The organism is Streptococcus parasanguinis, assembly GCF_009717775.1.
GTDB lineage: Bacteria > Bacillota > Bacilli > Lactobacillales > Streptococcaceae > Streptococcus > Streptococcus parasanguinis_AG.
This window is the reverse complement of record NZ_WMZF01000001.1, coordinates 215,573-235,272: the sequence shown is the minus strand read 5'-3', so window position 1 is coordinate 235,272 and position 19,700 is coordinate 215,573. Positions and strand designations below refer to the sequence as shown.

The following is a 19,700-nucleotide window of genomic DNA, read 5'->3' as shown; positions in this document are numbered from 1 at the left end:
TGATTCTATCTTATCATGAAATAGGGCACATGTCTCAATCAAAATGAAAAAGAGACTAGAGCAAGACTGTTTTTTTAAAAATCAGGTCTTGTTCTAATCTCATAAAGCTTTTTCAATAGGAAAAGGTAAACCCCTCTCTTAGTCACATACAAATTGGCGATATTCTGTTGTCAATGCTTCCCATACAGACTCTGTAGGAAATACTTTCCCAGTCATTAATTCAAAGGCAGCTTCAGCTTGATAAAAGAGCATTCCCAGCCCATTTACCCTCTGGTTTCCTTGATTCACTGCTAATTGCAGAAAGGGGGTCACTGCCGGATAGTAGGCCATCTCTACGATTAAGGCCTGTGGGGGAAAGGTCAAGTGACTCGGTATCGGAAGAGACTCACTATCCATGCCTACACCAGTCGCATTTAAGATGAGATCGGCTTGATTAAAGGAGCTTTGAACATCTTCATCTTTCTCAATCGCATACAATTCTATCAAGAAATCAAAGCCATCTTCAATCAACTGAACTATTGAACGATAATGAACCAATCTTTCCTCTCTCACAAAGACAAGGATACGTTTTACTCCTAGATGAATGGCCTGTGTAATAATCGCTAAAGCTGCACCACCTGCACCTAAGAGAACCATTGTTTTTCCCTTAATAGAGAAAGCAGGAGGTAAACTACGAAAGAAACCAATCCCATCCGTATTATAGCCTTTAAGCTTACCATTGCGGTGAATGATAGTATTGACAGAGCCGATCTTTCGAGCCATCTCATCCACTTCATCTAAATAAGGAAAGACCTTCTGCTTGTAGGGCATGGAGATATTGGCCCCAATCATATCCAACTTACGAATTTGGCTGATGGTGCTTTCTAAGTCTTCTTCAGCAATATCCCAAGCTAGATAAGCAGCATTGGTCGCTGTTAATTCATAGGCTAGATTATGGATGAAAGGAGAGATACTATGACGAATGGGATGGGCAATGACCGCTGCCATCCGAGTATATCCGTCAATCTTCATTCAATAACTCCCGAATTCTTCTCATATTTTCAAGAGGAATTTGACCTGGGGCGCTTTCCTCTCCAACTCTAGCATAAGACCAGGAAGAACCTGTCAAATCAGCTGTCAAGCGCGAAATCTTCCCGACCTTACCCATGGAAATCGTTACATACTCTTGCTCAGGATTCAGCGTCTTGAAACCACGCGTATAATTCATCAAATCAAGGACATCTTGTTCATTGTGGGCCATAACGGATACCTTGACTAATTTTGGAGAAAAGCTGGTCAATTCCGATAAGATCTCCATCATATTTTCCGGAGTCTCTTGGAAATTGTGGTAGCTGAGCACAAGATTTGAAAACTCCAACATTTCTTCAAAGACTTCACGGTGACTATAAAACTCGAAATCGATATAATCTGGATGATAGATGGATTGAATATCTTTCAGGATTCCAACATATTCCTCGTTGGTCAGCTCCATCTCTCCACCTTCAGCTCGAGTCCGCAAGGTGAATAAAATCTCGCGTCCAGCAAATTTTTCAAATACTGCTGGAGCAACGGTTAAGATCTCGCTTTTTTCTAAAAAGTCCGCACGCCACTCAATGACATCTGCATCCTCGTAACGCGAACTATCTAGTTGTTGCGCCTCTTCTAAGGAGCGAGGCATAATCGAAACAACTAACTTCATACATCCACCCTAATCGTAAATACTTTTAAGTAATTACTACTTTCTTCTTTCTTGTTCCATCGAAAATCACCCGGAAGTCCGTATTCCGCTACATAGCGATGCTTACGGCCTTGAAATCCCTTTTCGATTTGTTTTTTAAATTTTTCTTTTGTCACATTTGCCGCATTGGTACTGAGAATCAAGGTCCCACCTGGATTTAAAATCTCAAGAGCCTCGCTGACCAATCGATGGTAATCTTTAGCGACTGAAAATGTCCGTTTTTTATTCCGCGCAAAGCTAGGTGGATCGAGCACAATCACATCATAGCTTAGGTCATGGCGTTTGGCATATTTGTAATAGTCAAAGACATCCATCACGACAAAACGATGGGCATCGAGCGCCAAGCCATTTGCCACAAAATGCGCTTCTGATAATTCTCTACTTCTCTTAGCCAGATCGACCGAAGTTGTCTCAATTGCTCCACCCATTGCCGCAGCAACAGAAAAGGCCGCCGTATAGGAGAACATATTGAGCAAGGACTTGCCAGCTGCTAAGCCCTCTACTAAGCTACCTCGAACTTCATGCTGATCCAAAAAGATTCCCGTCATCAAGCCATCATTGAGAAAGACTTGGTAAGAGACCCCATTTTCAAGAATCAAAAATTCTTGCGGAGCTTCTTCTCCATAGACATGAGCCGATTCATAGTCCAAGCCTTTAAAGCGAATCTTTTCATAGCCGCCTCGAACTTCTGGAAAAGCCTCTTGAAAGGCCGCTAGAATGGTTTCCTTGATCTGAAATACGAAGGGATTGTACCAAGAAAAGACAACAAACTCACCATACAAGTCAACCGTAAAGCCACCAAAACCATCTCCCTCTTGGTTAAAAAGACGAAAGGCGGTCGTCGTTTCATCCGCATAATAAGAACGACGGTATTGTATGGCCTTACTGAAAAGCTTTTTAAAAAAGTCTTGATCAAAAGCGACCAACTCTTGTGAAACAAACCATCCAATCCCTTTATTTTGTTCAGATAAGTATCCGACTCCTAGGGATTGTCCATCTCCTGAAAGCAATTGAACCGCTTGATCCAAAGCAGGAAGTGAGTCAAAATCTTGCTTTTCAAGAAGGGATTGTCCTTGTTTGATTTTTGTTGCGACTTGGCGACTGACTGTGAGTTTTTTCATACCCTCTATTATAGCAAAAGTCTGCAGTTTTCACAAAGAGAGGCTTTATTTACTGGAACTTTTTTTACCGTTTTATCCTAGCTTTCATCATTTAGCTTCAAATGATATAAAATGCCGGATCTTTCCTATTTCTTTCCTCTCCTTTACAGTCATTTTTTTCTTTCTCCATAAAATTGTGGTATACTTGTATATGAAAATTTTTAGGAAATAAGACAAGGAAGTAACATTTTGTGAAAAAAATTACGAATTCGATACTCAATTTCATGAGTACCAGACTAGGATTTGTCTTGACCCTTCTGTTGCTCTACTGGTTCAAAACCATGTGGGCTTATTCAGTTGATTTTAACTTAGACATTCAAGGACCCTATCAGATTTTTCTAGCAGTGATCAACCCATTGCCGATCAGTCTGCTCTTCATCGGTCTAGCACTCTATATCAAGCGAACCAAGCTCTTTTATAGTTTGGCCTTTGGGATCTACCTTCTCTTATTTATTTGGTTGATTTCCAATTCCATCTATTATCGAGAGTTTACAGACTTCGTAACGGTCAATACCATGTTGGCTTCCAGCAAGGTTTCTGCCGGCCTCGGAGCTGCTGCTTTAGAATTGTTCCGCCCTTGGGATGTGATCTACATTCTAGATTTCCCTATTCTCGCTTTCTTCTTCTTTAAGAAATGGATTCGAATGGACAATCGTCCCTTCAATAAACGAGCTAGTTTTGCGGTTACCTCTTTATCGGCCATGCTCTTTTCGGCCAACCTTTTCCTCGCAGAAATTGATCGACCTGAGCTCTTGACTCGTGGGTTCTCAAACTACTATGTCGTTCGTGCCCTAGGCTTACCAGCCTTTCTGGGGTATAGCGCTAATCAGACCTATGTTGCCAACAAAGAACGTTCCAAAGCTTCCGAAGCAGATCTAAAACCGGTAGAAGAATATATCCAACAGCATTACGCCAAGCCTAATCCTGAGTACTTTGGAATGGCCAAAGGCCGTAATGTCATCTACATTCACTTGGAAAGTTTCCAACAATTCTTGATCGATTACAAGTTAAAAGTAGATGATAAAGAATATGAAGTAACACCTTTCTTAAATTCACTTTACCACTCGAAAGAAACCTTTGCCTTTTCAAACGTCTTTAACCAAGTCAAGGCAGGGAAAACGTCTGATGCTGAGACCATGATTGAAACAGGCCTCTTCGGACTCAACCAAGGTTCCTTTATGGTGAACTATGGTGGAACCAATACCCAACAGGCTGCACCATTTATTCTTTCAAAAAATGGTTACAACTCGAGCGCTGTTTTCCATGGGAATGCTGGAAGTTTCTGGAATCGAAATACCGCCTATAAACAATGGGGCTACAATTACTTCTTTGATGCCAGCTACTTCACCAAACAAAACAGCAGCAATTCCTTCCAGTATGGTCTTAATGACAAATACATGCTCAAGGATTCCATCAAATACCTAGAAAGATTGCAACAACCTTTCTATACGAAGTTCATTACGGTTTCCAACCACTATCCTTATACGACCAGCTTGTCAGGAGATGATCTTGGCTTCCCTCTAGCTAAGACACAGGACGAAACCATCAATGGCTACTTTGCGACCGCTAACTACCTAGATTCTTCGATCAAAGCCTTCTTTGATTACCTGAAAGAATCTGGTCTTTACAAAAATTCCATCATCGTTCTTTATGGGGACCACTACGGAATTTCAAACTCTCGTAACCCAGCTCTTGCTCCTCTACTTGGTAAGAACTCTGAAACGTGGTCAAGCTATGACAATGCCATGTTGCAACGAGTACCTTATATGGTAGTCATTCCAGGTATGGATAAGGGTGGCATCATTGATACCTATGGTGGCGAAATTGATATGCTCCCAACCTTGGAACATTTGCTAGGTATTGAATCCAACAAATTCCTCCAAGTTGGTCAAGATATGCTCTCACCAGATCATGATCAAATCGTCGCCTTCCGCTCTGCTAACTACTTTGTAACTCCAGAGTATACGAGCTATAGTGGCCGGACCTATTACACCAAAACAGGTGAGGAAATTACGAACCCAGACGAAAAAACCAAGGAAGAACTGGACAAGATCAGGGAAGCTGCTAACCTGCAATTGAAGATTAGCGATAGCATCCAGACCGGTGACCTCCTTCGCTTCTTCAAGGGCAATGATCTTGGAAAAGTCAATCCAGAAGATTATTCCTACACCAATTCCTTCAAGGCATTGAAGAAGATTGAAAAGGAAAAAGGTGACAAATCAACCAGCCTTTATAACCAACGTGGCAACCAGTCTACCGTTGATCTCTTCAAGGCACCAACTTATAAAGAATTGCACCCAGAAGACGATAGTTCTTCCTCAACAGAGACCAGTAGCAGTTCTTCTAAATAAAAAGAATCCCTGAGTTTAAAAACTCAGGGATTTTATGATTTCTTTAAAAAGAACTTAGTCTAGGACTTCAAAAACAGAAGCTGTTAAATTCTCCACGTAGAATGGTCGTTTATGACGACTATTCCCAACCATCAATTTCAATTTATTTGAATTTTGGAGGTAGTAAGGAAGTCCGCTGGCGTTGAAGATGACCAAGTACTTCTTGTCTCCTGTTAGTTCATAGATGACAAGACCACTGGTATCAGTTGCAGATTGAATAAAGACTTGTTGGTAGACTTTATCATAGCTTTCAAGTCCTAAGACAGGAAGACTTGTCTTCAAGGCGATCAAGCTTCGGATATAGGCAATTGATTCCTTGTTCTGACTGACCAGATCCCAGTTGACCTGATTCACAAAATCTGGAGCATTGTAGGAATTCATGGCCCGTTCACGATCCAAAGGTGTGATTTCCCCATCAGGACCTGTCGCCACCAATTTGGTCCGCATAAACTCTTGACCCAATTGCATGAAGGTCATACCCTGAAAGAGCAGATTCATGGCTGTAGCCAACTCTGAGCGCTTGACCAAGCCTGCTACTTCTTCATTCGGATGAAGGGTCTGAAGCAAGTCATAGAGATTATAATTATCATGAGCCTCCACATAATTCAAGACCTGATTCGGACTTAAATAATTGCCAAGTTCTGCACTACCTAAAACAGCACGCGCAACGATATTCTCTGTCGATTTTCGGCTGACGAAGCCACGTTTGATGGAACCATAAACCTCAGCCCCTTTAATGGCATCGCGCTCCGTATCATTGAAGAATCCAATTCGTGGCAATTGCGCTGCATTGTCTTTCTTAGCCTTGTCCTCTGCTGCGAGACCTGTTCCCATATCCCAACCTTCTCCGTAAAGAAGAATGCGAGGATCCAGAACATCCATTGCTTCCCGAATAGCATTCATGGTCCTTACATCATGAATACCCATCAAATCAAAGCGGAAACCATCGATCTGGTACTCTTTGACCCAATGCGTGAGGGAATCAATCATGTACTTGCGGTACATTTCATGCTCACTAGCTGTTTCATTCCCAACACCTGTCCCATTTTGGAAGCGACCATCTGGCTCCATCCGGTAATAATAATCGGGTACTGTATTTTGGAAAGGACCATGCTCGGTCGAATAGATATGATTGTAGACCACATCCAAGACCACAGAAATTCCTGCCTCATGATAAGCCCGGATCATGGTTTTGAGCTCTTTCATGGTTTGTTTCGGATTGGATGGATCCGTTGAAAAGCTAGTTTCTGGTGCAGAATAATTCTGAACGTCGTAGCCCCAATTGTAGGTCACCTGGCCTTCATCGTCGTACTGTTTAAAGCGATCAGAGATGGGCTGCAGTTGCACGACATTGACCCCTAACTGACGGATATAATCAAAGGCAGTTGCATCACCATGGCTATTGACGGTTCCTTCTTGGCAAGCCCCCAGATAGGTTCCACGTAAAGACTCGTCCACACCTGAAGTCGGTGACTTGGTCAAATCTCGAAGGTGCATCTCATAAATCACTGCTTGACAAGGGTTATCCAAGCGCCAAGGAGTCGCATCGGCACTTTTTTTAGGACCCCAATCAAACTGACGATCTGCTCTTGAAAGAATGGCAGAGCGCATCCCGTCCGCTGTCGTTGCAATACTATAAGGATCGCGCGTCACTTGAGTATGGTGTTCAAAATGGACACGATATTGATAAGCCATGCCACTTAAATTTCCAAGAAAATCTAAAATCCAAACACCATGGGTATTTTCTGGGTGGTAGCTAGACTCTTGTTTGCCACGCATCATCGGAATAGTTTTCCAAATAGGCGCATCCAATTCTGTTGATTGATAGAGCAACAATTCAACTTTCTTAGCAGTAGGAGCCCACAGTTTAAAGCAATGCTCTCCTTCTTCCTCCCGATGACCGAGCCATCCTTGATACGCCCATTTAGCATCAAACTCTCTAGGGCGCATTGCCATATCGTAGGCATGAGGCTGACGATGGCTGTATGCATGACTCGTCAAAGCAGCTTGCAAAGAATAATAGACTGTATCGTCTCCATCGAGAATCCATACTTCTCGAACATGCCCTTCTGGTAAGAGTTCGATTTCAAAATCACGGGTTTTAGTAAGCCAATCCCCTTCTTTAACCAAGACATGTCCTCGGTTCAAGGCATCCTCACTCTCGTATACCAGATTTCCCTCTACTCCAAAATAATCCAACTTGGAGAAAGAGACTGATTTTCCTTCTACTTGATCCTGCCACTGCCACATATCATAGGCAAAATAATTTCCTTTTTGCTTATGAAAATGAAGCTTTACATGGTATTGTCGCATAACATTTTCCTATTTCCAATTTAATACCGAAGGAACCATCCGCTTGTAAAACACGTAATGGACTCCAACTATTTGTTTTTATTCTTCAGATGGGTGAACCAAAGCATCGTTGTTGATTTCATCAATATTTGCAAAGAATTCCAAGTGGTTATGGAAGACTTCCAATTCAACTGGAGTATCTCCTCCGTATTCCCCATCTAGATTGATGCGGAATGGTTGAGCATTTTTCCCTAACATTTCGATCGTCAACTTCTTGGTCTTGAGATATTCTACATTTTCATCGTGCACATGCTTGCCTCCATTAATGGCCTGAATCATCAAGGACAACATGTTAAAGAGCTTAGCAGTTTTTACGATAATCAAGGTAAAGTTCCCATCATCAAGCTTAGCATCTGGCGCAACACTTTCAAAACCAGCAATCGAGTTGGTCAAAGCCACAAAAATCATAGACGCTGGCCCTTCAAAGACACCATTGTCGTGCTCAATCCGCACCTTACGAGCCTTGTTTCGTGGCAACATTTTAGCAGCTTCTGCCACATAGGCAAAGTAACCCAAGCGAGATTTAACACTACTTGGAACACTGAAGGTCAATTCTGTCATGGTTCCTGCTGCAGCAATGTTGATGAAATACTTACTGCCATAGGCACGACCAATATCCATCTGAATGGTTTGATTTTTTTCAATAATGCGGGCAGCTGCCACAGGATCGCCCATCGGGATCTTCAAGGCACGTGCATAGTCATTGGTGGTACCGGTCGGGATAAAGGCCATCTGCGGACGATTTTCCAGACCTGCAACCCCATTGACCACTTCGTTAATCGTACCATCTCCACCAGCAGCAATGATTAAATCAAAGCCTGCCTTAGCGGCTCTTTCTGCTTCATTTTGGGCAGAAAATGGTTCTGGAGTCGTTTGATAAGCGCTAGTTTCATAGCCCACATCTTCGAGTACGTCCAAGACTTCCGCAATATTTTTCTTGATAATTTCTTGCCCAGAGGTCGGATTATAAATTAAACGGGCTTTTTTGATTCGTTCTACCATAAAGATCCTCTATAAACTTTCAAGCCAGGCCTCATCTTCTACCTGGATTCCTAATTCTTGTGCTTTGGTTAATTTGCTACCAGCGTCACTGCCTGCAACAACTAAATCTGTTTTTTTGGAAACCGATCCAGTTACCTTAGCGCCCAGACTTTCTAATTTTGCCTTGGCTTCTGAACGCGTGAGTCGCTCTAGCTTCCCAGTCAAAACGACTGTCATTCCTGATAGGGCCGCATCAGCAGCGACTTTTTCACCAAGATAAGCCATATTGACACCAGCTTCTTTAAGCTCTTGCAATAGGCGCTTGGATCCTTCTTGTGCGAAATAACGCTTGAGGCTTTCAGCCACGACCATACCGAGACTGTCAATGCTGGCAATTCGTTCTGGATCAGTTGTAGCCAATTGATCGAGGTCATGGAATTCTTGGAGCAAGATTTGACTAACCTTGCTACCGACATGGCGGATCCCCAAACCAAAGAGTAATTTCTCAGCTGAATTTTCTTTTGAAGCTTGAATGGCTTCATAGAGTTTTTCAGCAGATTTTTCTTTAAAGCCTTCCAAGGTCAATAGGTCCTCAACTGTCAGACGATAGATCCCAGCTACATCCTCTACCAACTGAGCTGCGAAGAGTTTCTCTACAACAGCTGGACCCAAGCCTGTGATATTCATAGCATCCCGACTGGCAAAGTGGTTCAATCCTTCCTTAATCTGTGCTGGACAGAGCGGATTGATACAGCGAAGGGCCACCTCATCCTCAAAATGAAGCAACTCACTCTGGCAGCTCGGACAATGAGTTGGAATGGCTAATGCTTGATCAGAGACTCGCTTATCTTTGACAACACGCAAGACCGCTGGAATGATATCACCCGCCTTGTAGACAATGACGGTATCATCCTGATGAATGTCTTTTTCAGCAATATAGTCCACATTGTGCAAGGTTGCCCGACTAACAGTGGTTCCGGCTAGCTGGACTGGAGTTAGATTAGCAGTTGGCGTCACGACTCCGGTCCGTCCAACCGTCCAATCGACTGATAAAATTTTTGCTTCTTTTTCTTCAGCTGGAAACTTATAGGCGACAGCCCATTTAGGAGCTTTTACGGTAAAGCCTAGTTCTTCTTGAACAGCTAGGTCATTGACCTTGATGACGATCCCATCGATGTCGTAGGGAAGATCCTCCCGAAGCTGAGCTACTTTTTGGATAAAGTCCCAGATTTGCTCCATATCCTCAGCCAACACTCGCTCTTGGTTCACGACAAAGCCTAAGCGGGCTAATTTCTCAAGCACGCCTTCCTGACTGCTTTGATCCGTCGGACTCACTTCTTGATACAAGAAGGTCGCGAGATTTCGCTTGGCCACGATTTTCGTATCCAATTGGCGAAGTGTTCCTGCAGCAGCATTCCGCGGATTAGCAAACTCCGGCTCGCCGTTTTCTTGACGGATCTGATTGACCCGATCAAAGGAAGCCCGTGGCATGTAGCACTCGCCTCGAACTGTAATGTTCACTGGCTCTGGTAACACCAAAGGAATGTCCTTGACCCGTTTGAGGTTCTCTGTAATATCCTCACCGACAGAACCATCTCCACGTGTTGCGCCCGTTACGAGGACACCATTTTCATAGGTGAGGGAAATGGACAAGCCATCGATCTTCAGCTCACATACATAGCTGATGGAAGGAAATTCCTTACGGACACGCTGATCAAAGACTTCTAATTCTTCACGCGAAAAAGCATCCTGCAAACTATAAAGGGGATACTGGTGCTGGTATTTGGTAAAGCCTTTTAAAACCACCCCACCTACACGGTGAGTTGGACTCTCTGGTAAGATCTCATCAGGATGAGCGGTTTCTAGTTCCACCAACTCCCGATATAATTGATCATATTCACTATCTGAAACAGATGGAGCGTCTTTTGTGTAATACTCGTAAGCATAACGATTGAGTAATTCCACTAATTCTTTCATTCTGGTTTTCATGTTCTTATTTTATCATAAAATCTTAATTTAGCCTTGAATTTACTGCATTCTTAGCATGAAAAAAAGGAGCCAAAGCTCCCTTTTCTTATTTTGTAAAATCGATCCGTTTAGAAAGTTGATTGATCACAATCGCTCCAAAAATCAAGGATGCAAATTCACCCAATCCCATGGTCAACCAGTTATAGAAGAATGGTTGGCCTTGAAGGTAATAAAGTTCCAAGGCAATCGTAAACATGGAGATGGAAAAGAAAATCGCAAACAAGAAATGGTCCAAGCGAATAAGACCGTCAAACAAGAACTTGTTTTTGAATCGACCAAATAAAATGAGTCCAAGTCCTAAGAAGACAAAGGTTGAACCTCCACCGACAAAGACATCGATCCATCCAAAACTAAATAAGTTAGCAATCATACAACCAAGCGTCACCGCAATCAAGTACTTCTTATTGTAAAAAGCTAAGAAATTCATCATTTCCGAAACACGGAATTGATAGCCATAGTAGGCCATAGCGTTGAGAGGTGGGGTAATGGTCAATACGATATAAATCGCAGCAACAATGGCAATTTGTGCCATATCACGAGCAGTTAACTGTTTCATTTATTCTCCTTTAGCGGTTTTCCCGCGTGTAATATGCTTGGCGAAAGGATCTTAAGCACCAAGGGTTGAAGGTTTGATTTCTTCAACCTTTCAAGTATAGCATATTTTGAGGTTTTATGGTAGACTGAATTTATGAAAACACTAATTAAAAAATTTTTTGATAATGAAATTTTATCCTATCTCTTTTTTGGGGTTGCCACAACCATTGTTTCCGTCGGAACCCGCCTCTTCATCTATCAAGTGTCTCGTGATGAACGATTAGCGACCGCGATTGGAAACATCGCTGGGATCCTCTTTGCCTTTGCGACCAACGATACCATTGTCTTTAAACAAGAAAGAAAGGGCTGGTTTCAGCGCTTGATTCGATTTGCAATTGCGCGCTCTGGGACCTTTATTCTAGATATGGCCTTGACTGAGATTTTTGTCAAGCAATTCCCAGGAATTATCGGGCAATTTGTCAACAATAACAAGAGTCAAATCAATCTGATTGAAACCCTCTTTGCACAAGTGGCCATTGTGGTCCTCAATTACGTCTTTAGTAAACTCTTTGTCTTTAAAAACAAAAATAAGGCTTGAAACGATTGTTTCAAGCTTTATTCTTTTAAACTTCTATACTTGCATGCTCTGCACTTAATTGATAGATGGTGCCTTCAACCCCAAAATAATCCTTGGCTAGATCTTTCAATTCCTGCATGGCTGTTTGGGCTCGTTTGGCCTGCTCCTCGTTGATGGCTTCAATGACCAAAATAGCGTCCTTGGTATCTTCAGTTAGCATGGTTCTTTGAGCCTCACGCCAATTCAAACAACGGCAAACGGCGCCTTCTTGGTCGTAGTAGATGATCTCCCCTTCCAAAGCTGGCGCATCTTCGTCAGCTCCTAATGGAAAGAAAGGTTCGCCTCCTTTCGCTTGACCTAGAGAGAGGCCACCCACCAATTTATCCATATCTTCTCCCCCACAAGGAAGGGCATAAGCCATCGACACGCTATTGTAAAGATCCACCAAAGGATTAATCGGATAGAATTCACGTCCCTGGTGAACCCGTTTTAAGAGTGCTTCGATTGAAGATCGGGCTCCTTTTTTTGTTTTAAACTTGCTAAAAGCTTGGCGCCACTCTTGAACGAACTCACTCTGGGTATAGTTTTCTTCATCGATAAATTCCCATGCTCGCTTGGCACCCTTGTCCAATAATTCTTTGAAATAAGGATCCTTGGCTTCATCTACTGTATTATCAATACCATACAAGGACATTACTGTAATTCTAGCTGTTGGAAATAAATCCCAAAATGCTTGATCGACTGTCACTTTCATTGCTTTACCTCACTATAATTTCTTTTTTGACCTTTTTTGACTAGTTCCCAATCCAAGGTGATATTCTCACGAACTCGGATCAGATACTCTTCTAACTGTGCGACTTCTTCTTTGGAAAATCCTTTTAAGGCAGTTGTCTCAGAGTAAAGATGCTCCCCTAAAATGAAGGGGTAAATCTGCTTACCTTTTTCAGTTAATTCCCATTCCTTTGTTTTAAGGTTTTCACCCTTTGGGCGCTGTTGAATCATTCCTCGTTCTTCTAGTCTTTTTACGGATCGGGCAACAGTTGAGCGATCTACTTTTAAGAGCTCAGAGAGTTCTTCCTGAATAATTCCAGGTTGCTCCGCAATTCGCACCAGGTAGAGGTATTGACCACGCGCCAAATCCAAATCTCGAAATTCAATATTTGCTATAGAATCCAGAGCTCGCGCAATGATGCCGATCTCACGCAAAATACTCATCTCACTCCTCCTTTCCTATTAACAGTAGCATAACATATTTTTGTTGCAAATGCAATAAAAATAAATAAGAAAAAAAGAGGCTGGGACAAAAGTCCTAGCCTCTCAATTATTTTTGAATTGTCGAGCAAGACGCAGTGGTTGAGTGGGCTCTACTACGCTGATCCCATCAGCTTTTACAGCCCTACTCAACTGTGCGGAGGTGGGACGACGAAATCGAATTCTAACGAATTACCGATTTCTGTCCCACTCTCCCTTATTCCGTTTTTTCTTTTTTTATCAAGCGTAACCGACGCTTTAATTTTTGTGAAACTTCTCTATGTCGAAAGTCCACTTCTTCTGATTTTAACTTAGAGACAATTTCTCCACTGCGCGTTTGGAACTTGTCTTCTCTGGCAAATTGGATACTGGCGTTTAAAATACAACCAATAATCATGATTTTTGCCACCAAGATGAACCAGAACATAATGACCGCTAGGACGACCGAACCAAAGAAACGGGCATCTAAGAAATGACTCACATAGCGATCCACATATTTCCAAAAGATATTTAAGATCGCATACAGGACAGCAACAACAAAGGTCGCCCCTGGCAATACATATCTAAATTTTGGAATTTTGACATTTGGAAGGGTGTAATAGAGCAAGACCAGACTAACAAAGAGTAAGAGGTAGATGGTTGGCTCTGTCAAATTCAGTAAGCGCACATAAATCGTCCGATCAAACGAAAAAGTCTGATAGAGATAGCGAACGATCATTTTCCCAAACATGGAAAGGATCAGCGAGAGTCCAAACAAACCCTGCAAGGCAAAACTGATCAGAAAGCTAAAGAGTCGCCCCCAGATAATACCACGCTCCTTTTCCACCCCATAACTCTTGTTATAGGCTTTTTGGAGGTAGGCAATGCTCTGAGAGAAGATCCACAAAGCAGAAATAATCGAGAAACTCAGTAAGCCTGTCGAAGGTTTGGTCAACACACTCGAAATCATCTGTGCCACTATTCGATATAAGGAGGCTGGCAAAACTTTCTGTAAGCTTAAAAGAATCTGAGTGGGACGAATATGAAAGTAGGGTAAAATATTGGCTGCAATCAGCATCAATGGAAAAATGGAGATCAGCAAATAATAGGCCACCGCAATGCTAGTGATATCAGACTCTGCACTCTGATAAAACCGCACGAAGCCCTTTATAAATGGCTGTCCCAGTATTTTTTGTAGGACCTTTTTCATTCGTCACCTCCCCATTTTACTAAAAAAGAGCAAAGAGCGAAACCAGACACTTGCCTTCAGCTCCATTCTTTCCTCTCTATTTTTTAGTATGTTCCTTCTTCACCTTGACTAGTCAAGATCACTGGACCATCTTTTGTAATCACAAATTGATGCTCGTATTGACAAGAAAGGCCACCGTCAAGGGTCTTATGGGCCCAACCAGTTTCCATATCTGTATCAATCTCCCAAGTACCGGTATTAATCATTGGCTCAATCGTCAAGACCATCCCTTCACGTAAGCGAAGACCACGTCCAGCACGACCATAATGTGGGACCATTGGTTCTTCATGCATGGTAGGCCCAACACCGTGTCCTACCAAGTCACGCACCACGCCATAGCCCTTGCTTTCCGCATACTCTTGAATCGCTGCACCAATATCTCCCAAGCGATTGCCAACGACCGCTTTCTCAATTCCCTTATAGAGACATTCTTTGGTCACGTCCATCAAATCTTTGACTTCTTGGGAAACATTGCCAACCGCATAAGCCCAGCAAGAGTCCGCCAAGCCACCACTGTATGACTCAGTGTATTTCTTCATTTGCGCCACATTGTCAAAATCTAATTTCGATACATCCAAAACAGATTTATCCAGTGGTTCTGACAAGACCATGTCTACCTTGAGGAGATCCCCATCTTTGAGAATGACGTGACGTGGAAAAGCATGGGCTACTTCGTCATTCAAACCACAGCAAGTCGCATAAGGATAGTCCATGAGACTACCTTCTACACCGATCTGAAGCGGCAAGACATTGGCTTCTTTACAGCGACGACGGACATATTCTTCAACTTCCCATAGGTCAAGCCCTGGCTTGATCAGGTCACGTAATCCAATATGGATGCTGGCAAGGAAATCTCCTGCACGATCCATGGCTTCAATTTCACGTTGTGATTTTAATGTAATCATTGTCTCCTCATTTCTTTTGTTTAATTAATCTTAATCGTAATGGTTGCTTTCGCGACTAGCTGCAGATCTAAATACAAGCTAAAATCAACCAAAGCCGAACGTCTGGTTCGCCGAACAAGCTGTGGTTCAATGCGGATCACATCATCCACCTGCACAGCCTGTAAAAAATTGATGATCAACTGTTCGACAATCAAGCTACGCCCACTGTGTTGCATCATCTTGCGAATAACCTTCATCAGCACTTCGATCATGACTCCATTGGCCAAAACACCGCTTTTCTCCAGCATACTTGGCTCCACTGTGAATTGGTAATGGTCGTTCTCTGTTTGAATCTTTTGACCAATTTGCTCACTAAAGGTTGGTAAGCTCGAAAACTGCACCTTGCTAATCCGATCCATGACATCCCGACGCGTAATAACACCCAGCAAGGTCTGGTTATTACGAACAACAGGAATCATTTCATAATCTTCAGCGATCATCCGTTGGCTAATCGTCGCAATGCTGGTGGACAAATTAGTGGTAAAAATGGTCCGTGACATCACCTTATCAAGGGTCGTCTGAGGCGCCTTATCTCCAGCATCTCTCATGGTTACGACGCCCACTACCATCTGGTGCTGATTGACAACCGGAAAACGACTAAAGCGATTCTTTCGAACCAAATCTAAATAATCCCGGACCGTATCCGTCTCAGAAAGATAGCCGTACTCATGGAAGGGCCGATAGACCTGCTCGACTGTCAAGATATCCGTCTTGATCTGCATATTAGACAAGGCCTTATTGATCATAGTCGCGACGGTATAGGTATCGTGTGAAGTTCGGATGACTGGGATTTGTACCTGATTGGCCAGATCAATCACATCCTCACTCACTTCAAAGCCACCTGTCACTAAGACCGCATTGTCATGCTTAAGAGCCAATCGTTGGATGCTAGTGCGGTCACCCACGATCAAAAGTCCCCCTTCAGACACATAGTCTAGGACGTGCTTTTCCGTCATGGCACCGATGTAAAATTTATTAAATTCTTTTTCGAGTCCCTCTTCACCTGCTAATATTTCAGAGCCGGTGATTTCTAAAATTTCCCGATAGGTCAAATGCTCTAGTACAGCTTTTTGCGATTTGACACGGATGGTCCCGCTTCTAGGACGCGTTTCGACAATTCCTTGATTTTCAGCTTCTTTAATGGCACGATAGGCCGTCCCATCACTGACATTCAAAAAATTGGAGATACTGCGGACACTGACCCGTTTTCCAATCGGTAATTTTTCGAGATAGTCTAAAATCTCTTGGTGTTTACTCATAGAAGTCCCCTCTACCTAGGCGGAAATCATAATAATCGCGCATTTTACGCGTATAGCGGTCACTCCCTTTGAATTGACGAAAGAGACGAAAACCAGCCTTCAAAGCGACCTTTTGACTCCCTGCATTTTCAACATGGGTGACAATCTTAAGCTCCTTCAGTTGAAATTTCTCAAATGATAGATAGACCAACTCTTTGACCGCTTCTGTCATCAGACCCTTTCCCCAAAAATCTTTGCGTAAAAAGTAGCCTAACTCAGCCTCACCCTTGATTTCATCCAACTTTTCAAACTTGATCGAACCGATCATCTGATTGGTTTCCTGATCACAGATCGCCCAAACCCCCAAAGGATTTTTCATGAAATAGTTGGCTAGTACATATTGAGTTTCAGAAAGATCGGCTTGTGCAGGAAAGATAAATTGTAGGTTATCAGGATTCGAAGCAATCTTATAAAAATCTTCCGCATCCTCAAAGAGAAAAGGTCGTAAATACAACCTTTGTGTTTCAATTAGTGAATAGGCAGCTAAGTGCGTCCAAATATTCATTTCAAACTCCATTGTTCGTGTATCCAGCCGCCACTATCAGATCCCTAGTTCTGTCACTATTCCTCTACCAACTGGATGTCTGCTCCAAGTTGGGTCAATTTATGAATAATATCTGAATACCCGCGAAGGATGTATTCCACATTTGTAATTTCTGTTGTTCCAGAAGCCATGAGACCGGCGATCACTAAAGCCGCACCAGCTCGAAGATCCGTCGCTTTCACACTGGATCCTGTCAATTGATTTGGCCCTTCATAGATAATGTGGTCGTTTAAGGTCGAAATGGTGGCTCCCATTTTAGCCAATTCTGGCACATGGTTGACCCGTTTTTCATAAATCGTATCAACAATGCGCCCACGTCCTGCAGCCGTTAAGAGCAAAGGTGTGATCGGTTGTTGCAAATCAGTCGCAAAACCAGGATAAGGAGACGTTTTAATCTGGATCGCCTTCAAGCCCGTCTGCTTTTCTACAAAGATGCTATCTTCAGAAATGGTCATGCGCACACCCATTTCCTCTAACTTGGCAATATAGCTCTCCAAATGCTCATACAGGACATTATTGATCTGGATACCTTCTCCAATAGCAGCTGCAAGGGCAATATAGGTTCCAGCTTCGATGCGATCTGGAATCACCTGATGTCTAGTTCCATGCAATTGTGGAACACCATCAATGATTATGATATCCGTACCTGCTCCCCGAATATGGGCTCCCATGTTGTTGAGCAAGGTTACCACATCGATAATCTCAGGTTCCCGCGCAGCATTTTCGATCACTGTCCGACCTTCAGCCTTGACCGCTGCCAAAATCGTATTGATCGTTGCACCGACACTAACAGTATCCATGTAGATGTTTGCTCCTTGAAGAGGCTTGCCATCAGTCGCAAGTTTCATACTAGAGCCATCCATGGTCATAGCGGCTCCCATTGCTTCAAAGGCCTTCAAATGCAAATCGATCGGACGTGGTCCAAGGTCACACCCTCCAGGTAGTCCAACAGTTGCTTGACCATAACGTCCTAACAAGCTACCATAGAAATAATAGGAAGCTCGCAAGCTATTGATCTTTCCAAATGGCATAGGCATATTCTTCACCCCACGTGGATCAATGATCAAACTGTCTTCTTTGCGCTCGATCTTAGCCCCCATGATGGTCATGATTTCAATCAGACTCGCCACGTCAGAGATATCCGGTACCCCATCAAGGGTCACGATATCATCCGCCAGAATGGTCGCCGGAATCAGGGCTACTACACTATTTTTTGCACCACTAATGGTCACCTCTCCTTTTAGAGGGTGACCACCATTTATTACAATTTTTTTCATCTTAATAATTTATTAGCTCTTTCAAGTCTTTTTCCTTTTACTATCGTTTTTTGTAACGGAAATAAAAGGGACAACGTATTCAAAATACTGCATCTATTATACCACAGATCGACCTATTTTTCCATCTGTAGGAATTTTCAAAACGAAAAAAAGCTAGGATCAACTTGACCCTAACTTTTCCATTTCAACGAATTATTTTACAGCATCTTTCAAAGCTTCTACCTTGTCCAAACGTTCCCATGGAAGATCGATATCTGTCCGTCCCATATGACCGTATGCTGCTGTTTGACGGTAGATTGGACGTTTGAGGTCCAGCATTTGGATAATCCCTGCAGGGCGAAGATCAAAGATCTCACGCGCTGCTGCTTCTAATTTGCTCTCAGCAACAGTACTTGTACCGAAAGTATCGATACGAACAGATACCGGGTGTGCCACCCCGATCGCATAAGCCAATTGCACTTCTGCCTTCTTAGCAAGACCTGCCGCTACGATGTTTTTAGCAATGTAACGAGCTGCATAAGAAGCCGAACGGTCCACCTTGGTTGCATCCTTACCAGAGAAGGCACCACCACCGTGACGTGAATAACCACCATAGGTATCGACGATGATCTTACGACCTGTCAATCCTGAGTCCCCTTGAGGTCCACCAATAACAAAGCGGCCAGTTGGGTTGATGAAGAATTTAGTCTCATCATCTAGGTAAGAAGCTGGAATCACTTCTTTAATGACCTTGTTAATCACATCTTCGTGGATTTGTTCATTGCTGACATCTGGATCGTGTTGGGTTGAAATAACAACCGTATCCACGCGCACTGGGCGGTCGTTTTCATCGTACTCAACAGTGACCTGCGATTTCGCATCTGGACGAAGATAGCTGATTTCACCTGACTTACGCAATTCTGCCAAGCGACGAACCAACTTATGGCTGAGTGAAATTGGCAATGGCATGAGTTCTTCTGTTTCATCCACCGCAAAACCAAACATGAGACCTTGGTCTCCTGCACCGATCAAATCGAGTGGATCTTGATCCGCATTCCCACGTACTTCTAGGGCTTCGTTTACCCCTTGAGCGATATCAGGAGATTGTTCCACCAATGATGGGTGTACTCCAACAGTTTCAGCAGAGAAACCATATTCTGTATTGGTATAGCCAATTTCTGCAATCGTATCGCGAACAACACGGTTAATATCGACATATGCATTTGTTGAAATTTCACCAAAAACATGGACTGAACCTGTATAAACAGCTGTTTCAGCCGCAACGTGTGATTCTGGATCTTGCTCTAAAATAGCATCTAAAATAGCATCTGAAATTTGGTCTGCAATCTTATCTGGATGCCCCTCAGATACTGATTCAGACGTGAAAAGTTTACGTTCTGACATAAAAATGTCCCCCCTTAAAAAAATATTGTTATAGAG

At 43.0% G+C, this 19,700-nt stretch carries 17 protein-coding genes and 1 riboswitch; of the genes, 2 read left to right on the top strand and 15 right to left on the bottom strand.

The window, feature by feature from the left end; genetic code table 11:
• Positions 1 to 138: 138 nt before the first annotated feature.
• Genes aroE through GMC92_RS01105 form a run of 3 tightly spaced genes read right to left on the bottom strand, consistent with a single transcriptional unit; the run spans position 139 to position 2,838 of the window.
• Complete coding sequence (gene aroE / locus GMC92_RS01115; RefSeq protein ID WP_155199478.1) at positions 139 to 1,011, bottom strand: shikimate dehydrogenase; 873 nt, start codon at positions 1,009 to 1,011, stop codon at positions 139 to 141.
• Entirely contained in the window at positions 1,001 to 1,678 is a 678-nt protein-coding gene (aroD, locus tag GMC92_RS01110; RefSeq protein WP_155199477.1) for a type I 3-dehydroquinate dehydratase, read from the bottom strand. Before aroD ends, aroE begins: the two co-directional genes overlap by 11 nt.
• Positions 1,675 to 2,838, bottom strand: a complete 1,164-nt coding sequence (locus GMC92_RS01105; RefSeq protein ID WP_155199476.1) for a class I SAM-dependent rRNA methyltransferase — start codon at positions 2,836 to 2,838, stop codon at positions 1,675 to 1,677. Before GMC92_RS01105 ends, aroD begins: the two co-directional genes overlap by 4 nt.
• Positions 2,839 to 3,068: 230 nt before the next feature.
• Between GMC92_RS01105 and GMC92_RS01100 the strand changes: the two genes are divergently transcribed.
• Positions 3,069 to 5,228 (top strand): LTA synthase family protein, encoded by a 2,160-nt coding sequence (locus tag GMC92_RS01100; RefSeq protein ID WP_338324022.1) that lies wholly within the window; start codon positions 3,069 to 3,071, stop codon positions 5,226 to 5,228.
• Positions 5,229 to 5,282: 54 nt separating this feature from the next.
• Here GMC92_RS01100 and pulA read toward each other — a convergent pair whose 3' ends face one another.
• The 4 genes from pulA to GMC92_RS01080 all read right to left on the bottom strand — a co-directional run bounded on the left by pulA (position 5,283) and on the right by GMC92_RS01080 (position 11,184).
• Positions 5,283 to 7,580: a type I pullulanase gene (gene pulA, locus GMC92_RS01095; RefSeq protein ID WP_155199475.1), complete on the bottom strand. Its 2,298-nt coding sequence runs from the start codon at positions 7,578 to 7,580 to the stop codon at positions 5,283 to 5,285.
• A 78-nt stretch (positions 7,581 to 7,658) separates the two neighbouring features.
• Positions 7,659 to 8,621, bottom strand: coding sequence for a diacylglycerol kinase family lipid kinase (locus tag GMC92_RS01090; RefSeq protein ID WP_003006748.1), 963 nt, complete (start codon positions 8,619 to 8,621; stop codon positions 7,659 to 7,661).
• 9 nt (positions 8,622 to 8,630) lie between these two features.
• Positions 8,631 to 10,589: an NAD-dependent DNA ligase LigA gene (ligA, locus tag GMC92_RS01085; RefSeq protein ID WP_155199474.1), complete on the bottom strand. Its 1,959-nt coding sequence runs from the start codon at positions 10,587 to 10,589 to the stop codon at positions 8,631 to 8,633.
• Positions 10,590 to 10,674: 85 nt separating this feature from the next.
• Positions 10,675 to 11,184 (bottom strand): QueT transporter family protein, encoded by a 510-nt coding sequence (locus GMC92_RS01080; RefSeq protein WP_003006740.1) that lies wholly within the window; start codon positions 11,182 to 11,184, stop codon positions 10,675 to 10,677.
• Positions 11,182 to 11,288: riboswitch (PreQ1 riboswitch) on the bottom strand. (Overlaps the previous gene by 3 nt.)
• Positions 11,289 to 11,316: 28 nt before the next feature.
• On the opposite strand from GMC92_RS01080, the gene GMC92_RS01075 reads away from it, so the two are divergent.
• The gene (locus GMC92_RS01075; protein WP_155199473.1) at positions 11,317 to 11,760 is read left to right on the top strand and encodes a GtrA family protein; all 444 of its coding nucleotides are present in this window, start codon (positions 11,317 to 11,319) and stop codon (positions 11,758 to 11,760) included.
• Positions 11,761 to 11,785: 25 nt separating this feature from the next.
• Here GMC92_RS01075 and GMC92_RS01070 read toward each other — a convergent pair whose 3' ends face one another.
• The 8 genes from GMC92_RS01070 to metK all read right to left on the bottom strand — a co-directional run bounded on the left by GMC92_RS01070 (position 11,786) and on the right by metK (position 19,664).
• On the bottom strand, positions 11,786 to 12,493 hold the full coding sequence (locus GMC92_RS01070; protein ID WP_049523405.1) for a B3/B4 domain-containing protein: 708 nt from the start codon (positions 12,491 to 12,493) through the stop codon (positions 11,786 to 11,788).
• On the bottom strand, positions 12,490 to 12,954 hold the full coding sequence (locus tag GMC92_RS01065; protein WP_070586089.1) for a MarR family winged helix-turn-helix transcriptional regulator: 465 nt from the start codon (positions 12,952 to 12,954) through the stop codon (positions 12,490 to 12,492). The genes GMC92_RS01070 and GMC92_RS01065 overlap by 4 nt, the downstream gene beginning before the upstream one ends.
• A 253-nt stretch (positions 12,955 to 13,207) precedes the next feature.
• Complete coding sequence (locus tag GMC92_RS01055; protein WP_155125098.1) at positions 13,208 to 14,179, bottom strand: YihY/virulence factor BrkB family protein; 972 nt, start codon at positions 14,177 to 14,179, stop codon at positions 13,208 to 13,210.
• An 83-nt stretch (positions 14,180 to 14,262) separates the two neighbouring features.
• Positions 14,263 to 15,123, bottom strand: a complete 861-nt coding sequence (locus GMC92_RS01050) for a methionyl aminopeptidase (protein WP_049483232.1) — start codon at positions 15,121 to 15,123, stop codon at positions 14,263 to 14,265.
• 20 nt (positions 15,124 to 15,143) lie between these two features.
• The gene (gene spxR, locus GMC92_RS01045) at positions 15,144 to 16,421 is read right to left on the bottom strand and encodes a CBS-HotDog domain-containing transcription factor SpxR (RefSeq protein ID WP_049515543.1); all 1,278 of its coding nucleotides are present in this window, start codon (positions 16,419 to 16,421) and stop codon (positions 15,144 to 15,146) included.
• Positions 16,414 to 16,965: a GNAT family N-acetyltransferase gene (locus GMC92_RS01040; RefSeq protein WP_024055817.1), complete on the bottom strand. Its 552-nt coding sequence runs from the start codon at positions 16,963 to 16,965 to the stop codon at positions 16,414 to 16,416. The genes spxR and GMC92_RS01040 overlap by 8 nt, the downstream gene beginning before the upstream one ends.
• A gap of 56 nt (positions 16,966 to 17,021) precedes the next feature.
• Entirely contained in the window at positions 17,022 to 18,281 is a 1,260-nt protein-coding gene (locus GMC92_RS01035; RefSeq protein ID WP_155125100.1) for a UDP-N-acetylglucosamine 1-carboxyvinyltransferase, read from the bottom strand.
• Between the two features lie 192 nt (positions 18,282 to 18,473).
• Positions 18,474 to 19,664, bottom strand: coding sequence for a methionine adenosyltransferase (gene metK / locus GMC92_RS01030; RefSeq protein WP_155125101.1), 1,191 nt, complete (start codon positions 19,662 to 19,664; stop codon positions 18,474 to 18,476).
• Positions 19,665 to 19,700: the final 36 nt, after the last annotated feature.

Bases quoted from the DNA above. Each gene is read 5' to 3' on its own strand.
- GMC92_RS01050 (WP_049483232.1), bottom strand. From the start codon at position 15,123: ATGATTACATTAAAATCACAACGTGAAATTGAAGCCATGGATCGTGCA.
- GMC92_RS01075 (WP_155199473.1), top strand. From the start codon at position 11,317: ATGAAAACACTAATTAAAAAATTTTTTGATAATGAAATTTTATCCTAT.
- GMC92_RS01035 (WP_155125100.1), bottom strand. From the start codon at position 18,281: ATGAAAAAAATTGTAATAAATGGTGGTCACCCTCTAAAAGGAGAGGTG.
- aroD (WP_155199477.1), bottom strand. From the start codon at position 1,678: ATGAAGTTAGTTGTTTCGATTATGCCTCGCTCCTTAGAAGAGGCGCAA.
- pulA (WP_155199475.1), bottom strand. From the start codon at position 7,580: ATGCGACAATACCATGTAAAGCTTCATTTTCATAAGCAAAAAGGAAAT.
- GMC92_RS01065 (WP_070586089.1), bottom strand. From the start codon at position 12,954: ATGAGTATTTTGCGTGAGATCGGCATCATTGCGCGAGCTCTGGATTCT.
- GMC92_RS01055 (WP_155125098.1), bottom strand. From the start codon at position 14,179: ATGAAAAAGGTCCTACAAAAAATACTGGGACAGCCATTTATAAAGGGC.
- GMC92_RS01105 (WP_155199476.1), bottom strand. From the start codon at position 2,838: ATGAAAAAACTCACAGTCAGTCGCCAAGTCGCAACAAAAATCAAACAA.
- GMC92_RS01080 (WP_003006740.1), bottom strand. From the start codon at position 11,184: ATGAAACAGTTAACTGCTCGTGATATGGCACAAATTGCCATTGTTGCT.
- aroE (WP_155199478.1), bottom strand. From the start codon at position 1,011: ATGAAGATTGACGGATATACTCGGATGGCAGCGGTCATTGCCCATCCC.
- GMC92_RS01040 (WP_024055817.1), bottom strand. From the start codon at position 16,965: ATGAATATTTGGACGCACTTAGCTGCCTATTCACTAATTGAAACACAA.
- GMC92_RS01070 (WP_049523405.1), bottom strand. From the start codon at position 12,493: ATGAAAGTGACAGTCGATCAAGCATTTTGGGATTTATTTCCAACAGCT.
- metK (WP_155125101.1), bottom strand. From the start codon at position 19,664: ATGTCAGAACGTAAACTTTTCACGTCTGAATCAGTATCTGAGGGGCAT.
- GMC92_RS01090 (WP_003006748.1), bottom strand. From the start codon at position 8,621: ATGGTAGAACGAATCAAAAAAGCCCGTTTAATTTATAATCCGACCTCT.
- ligA (WP_155199474.1), bottom strand. From the start codon at position 10,589: ATGAAAACCAGAATGAAAGAATTAGTGGAATTACTCAATCGTTATGCT.
- spxR (WP_049515543.1), bottom strand. From the start codon at position 16,421: ATGAGTAAACACCAAGAGATTTTAGACTATCTCGAAAAATTACCGATT.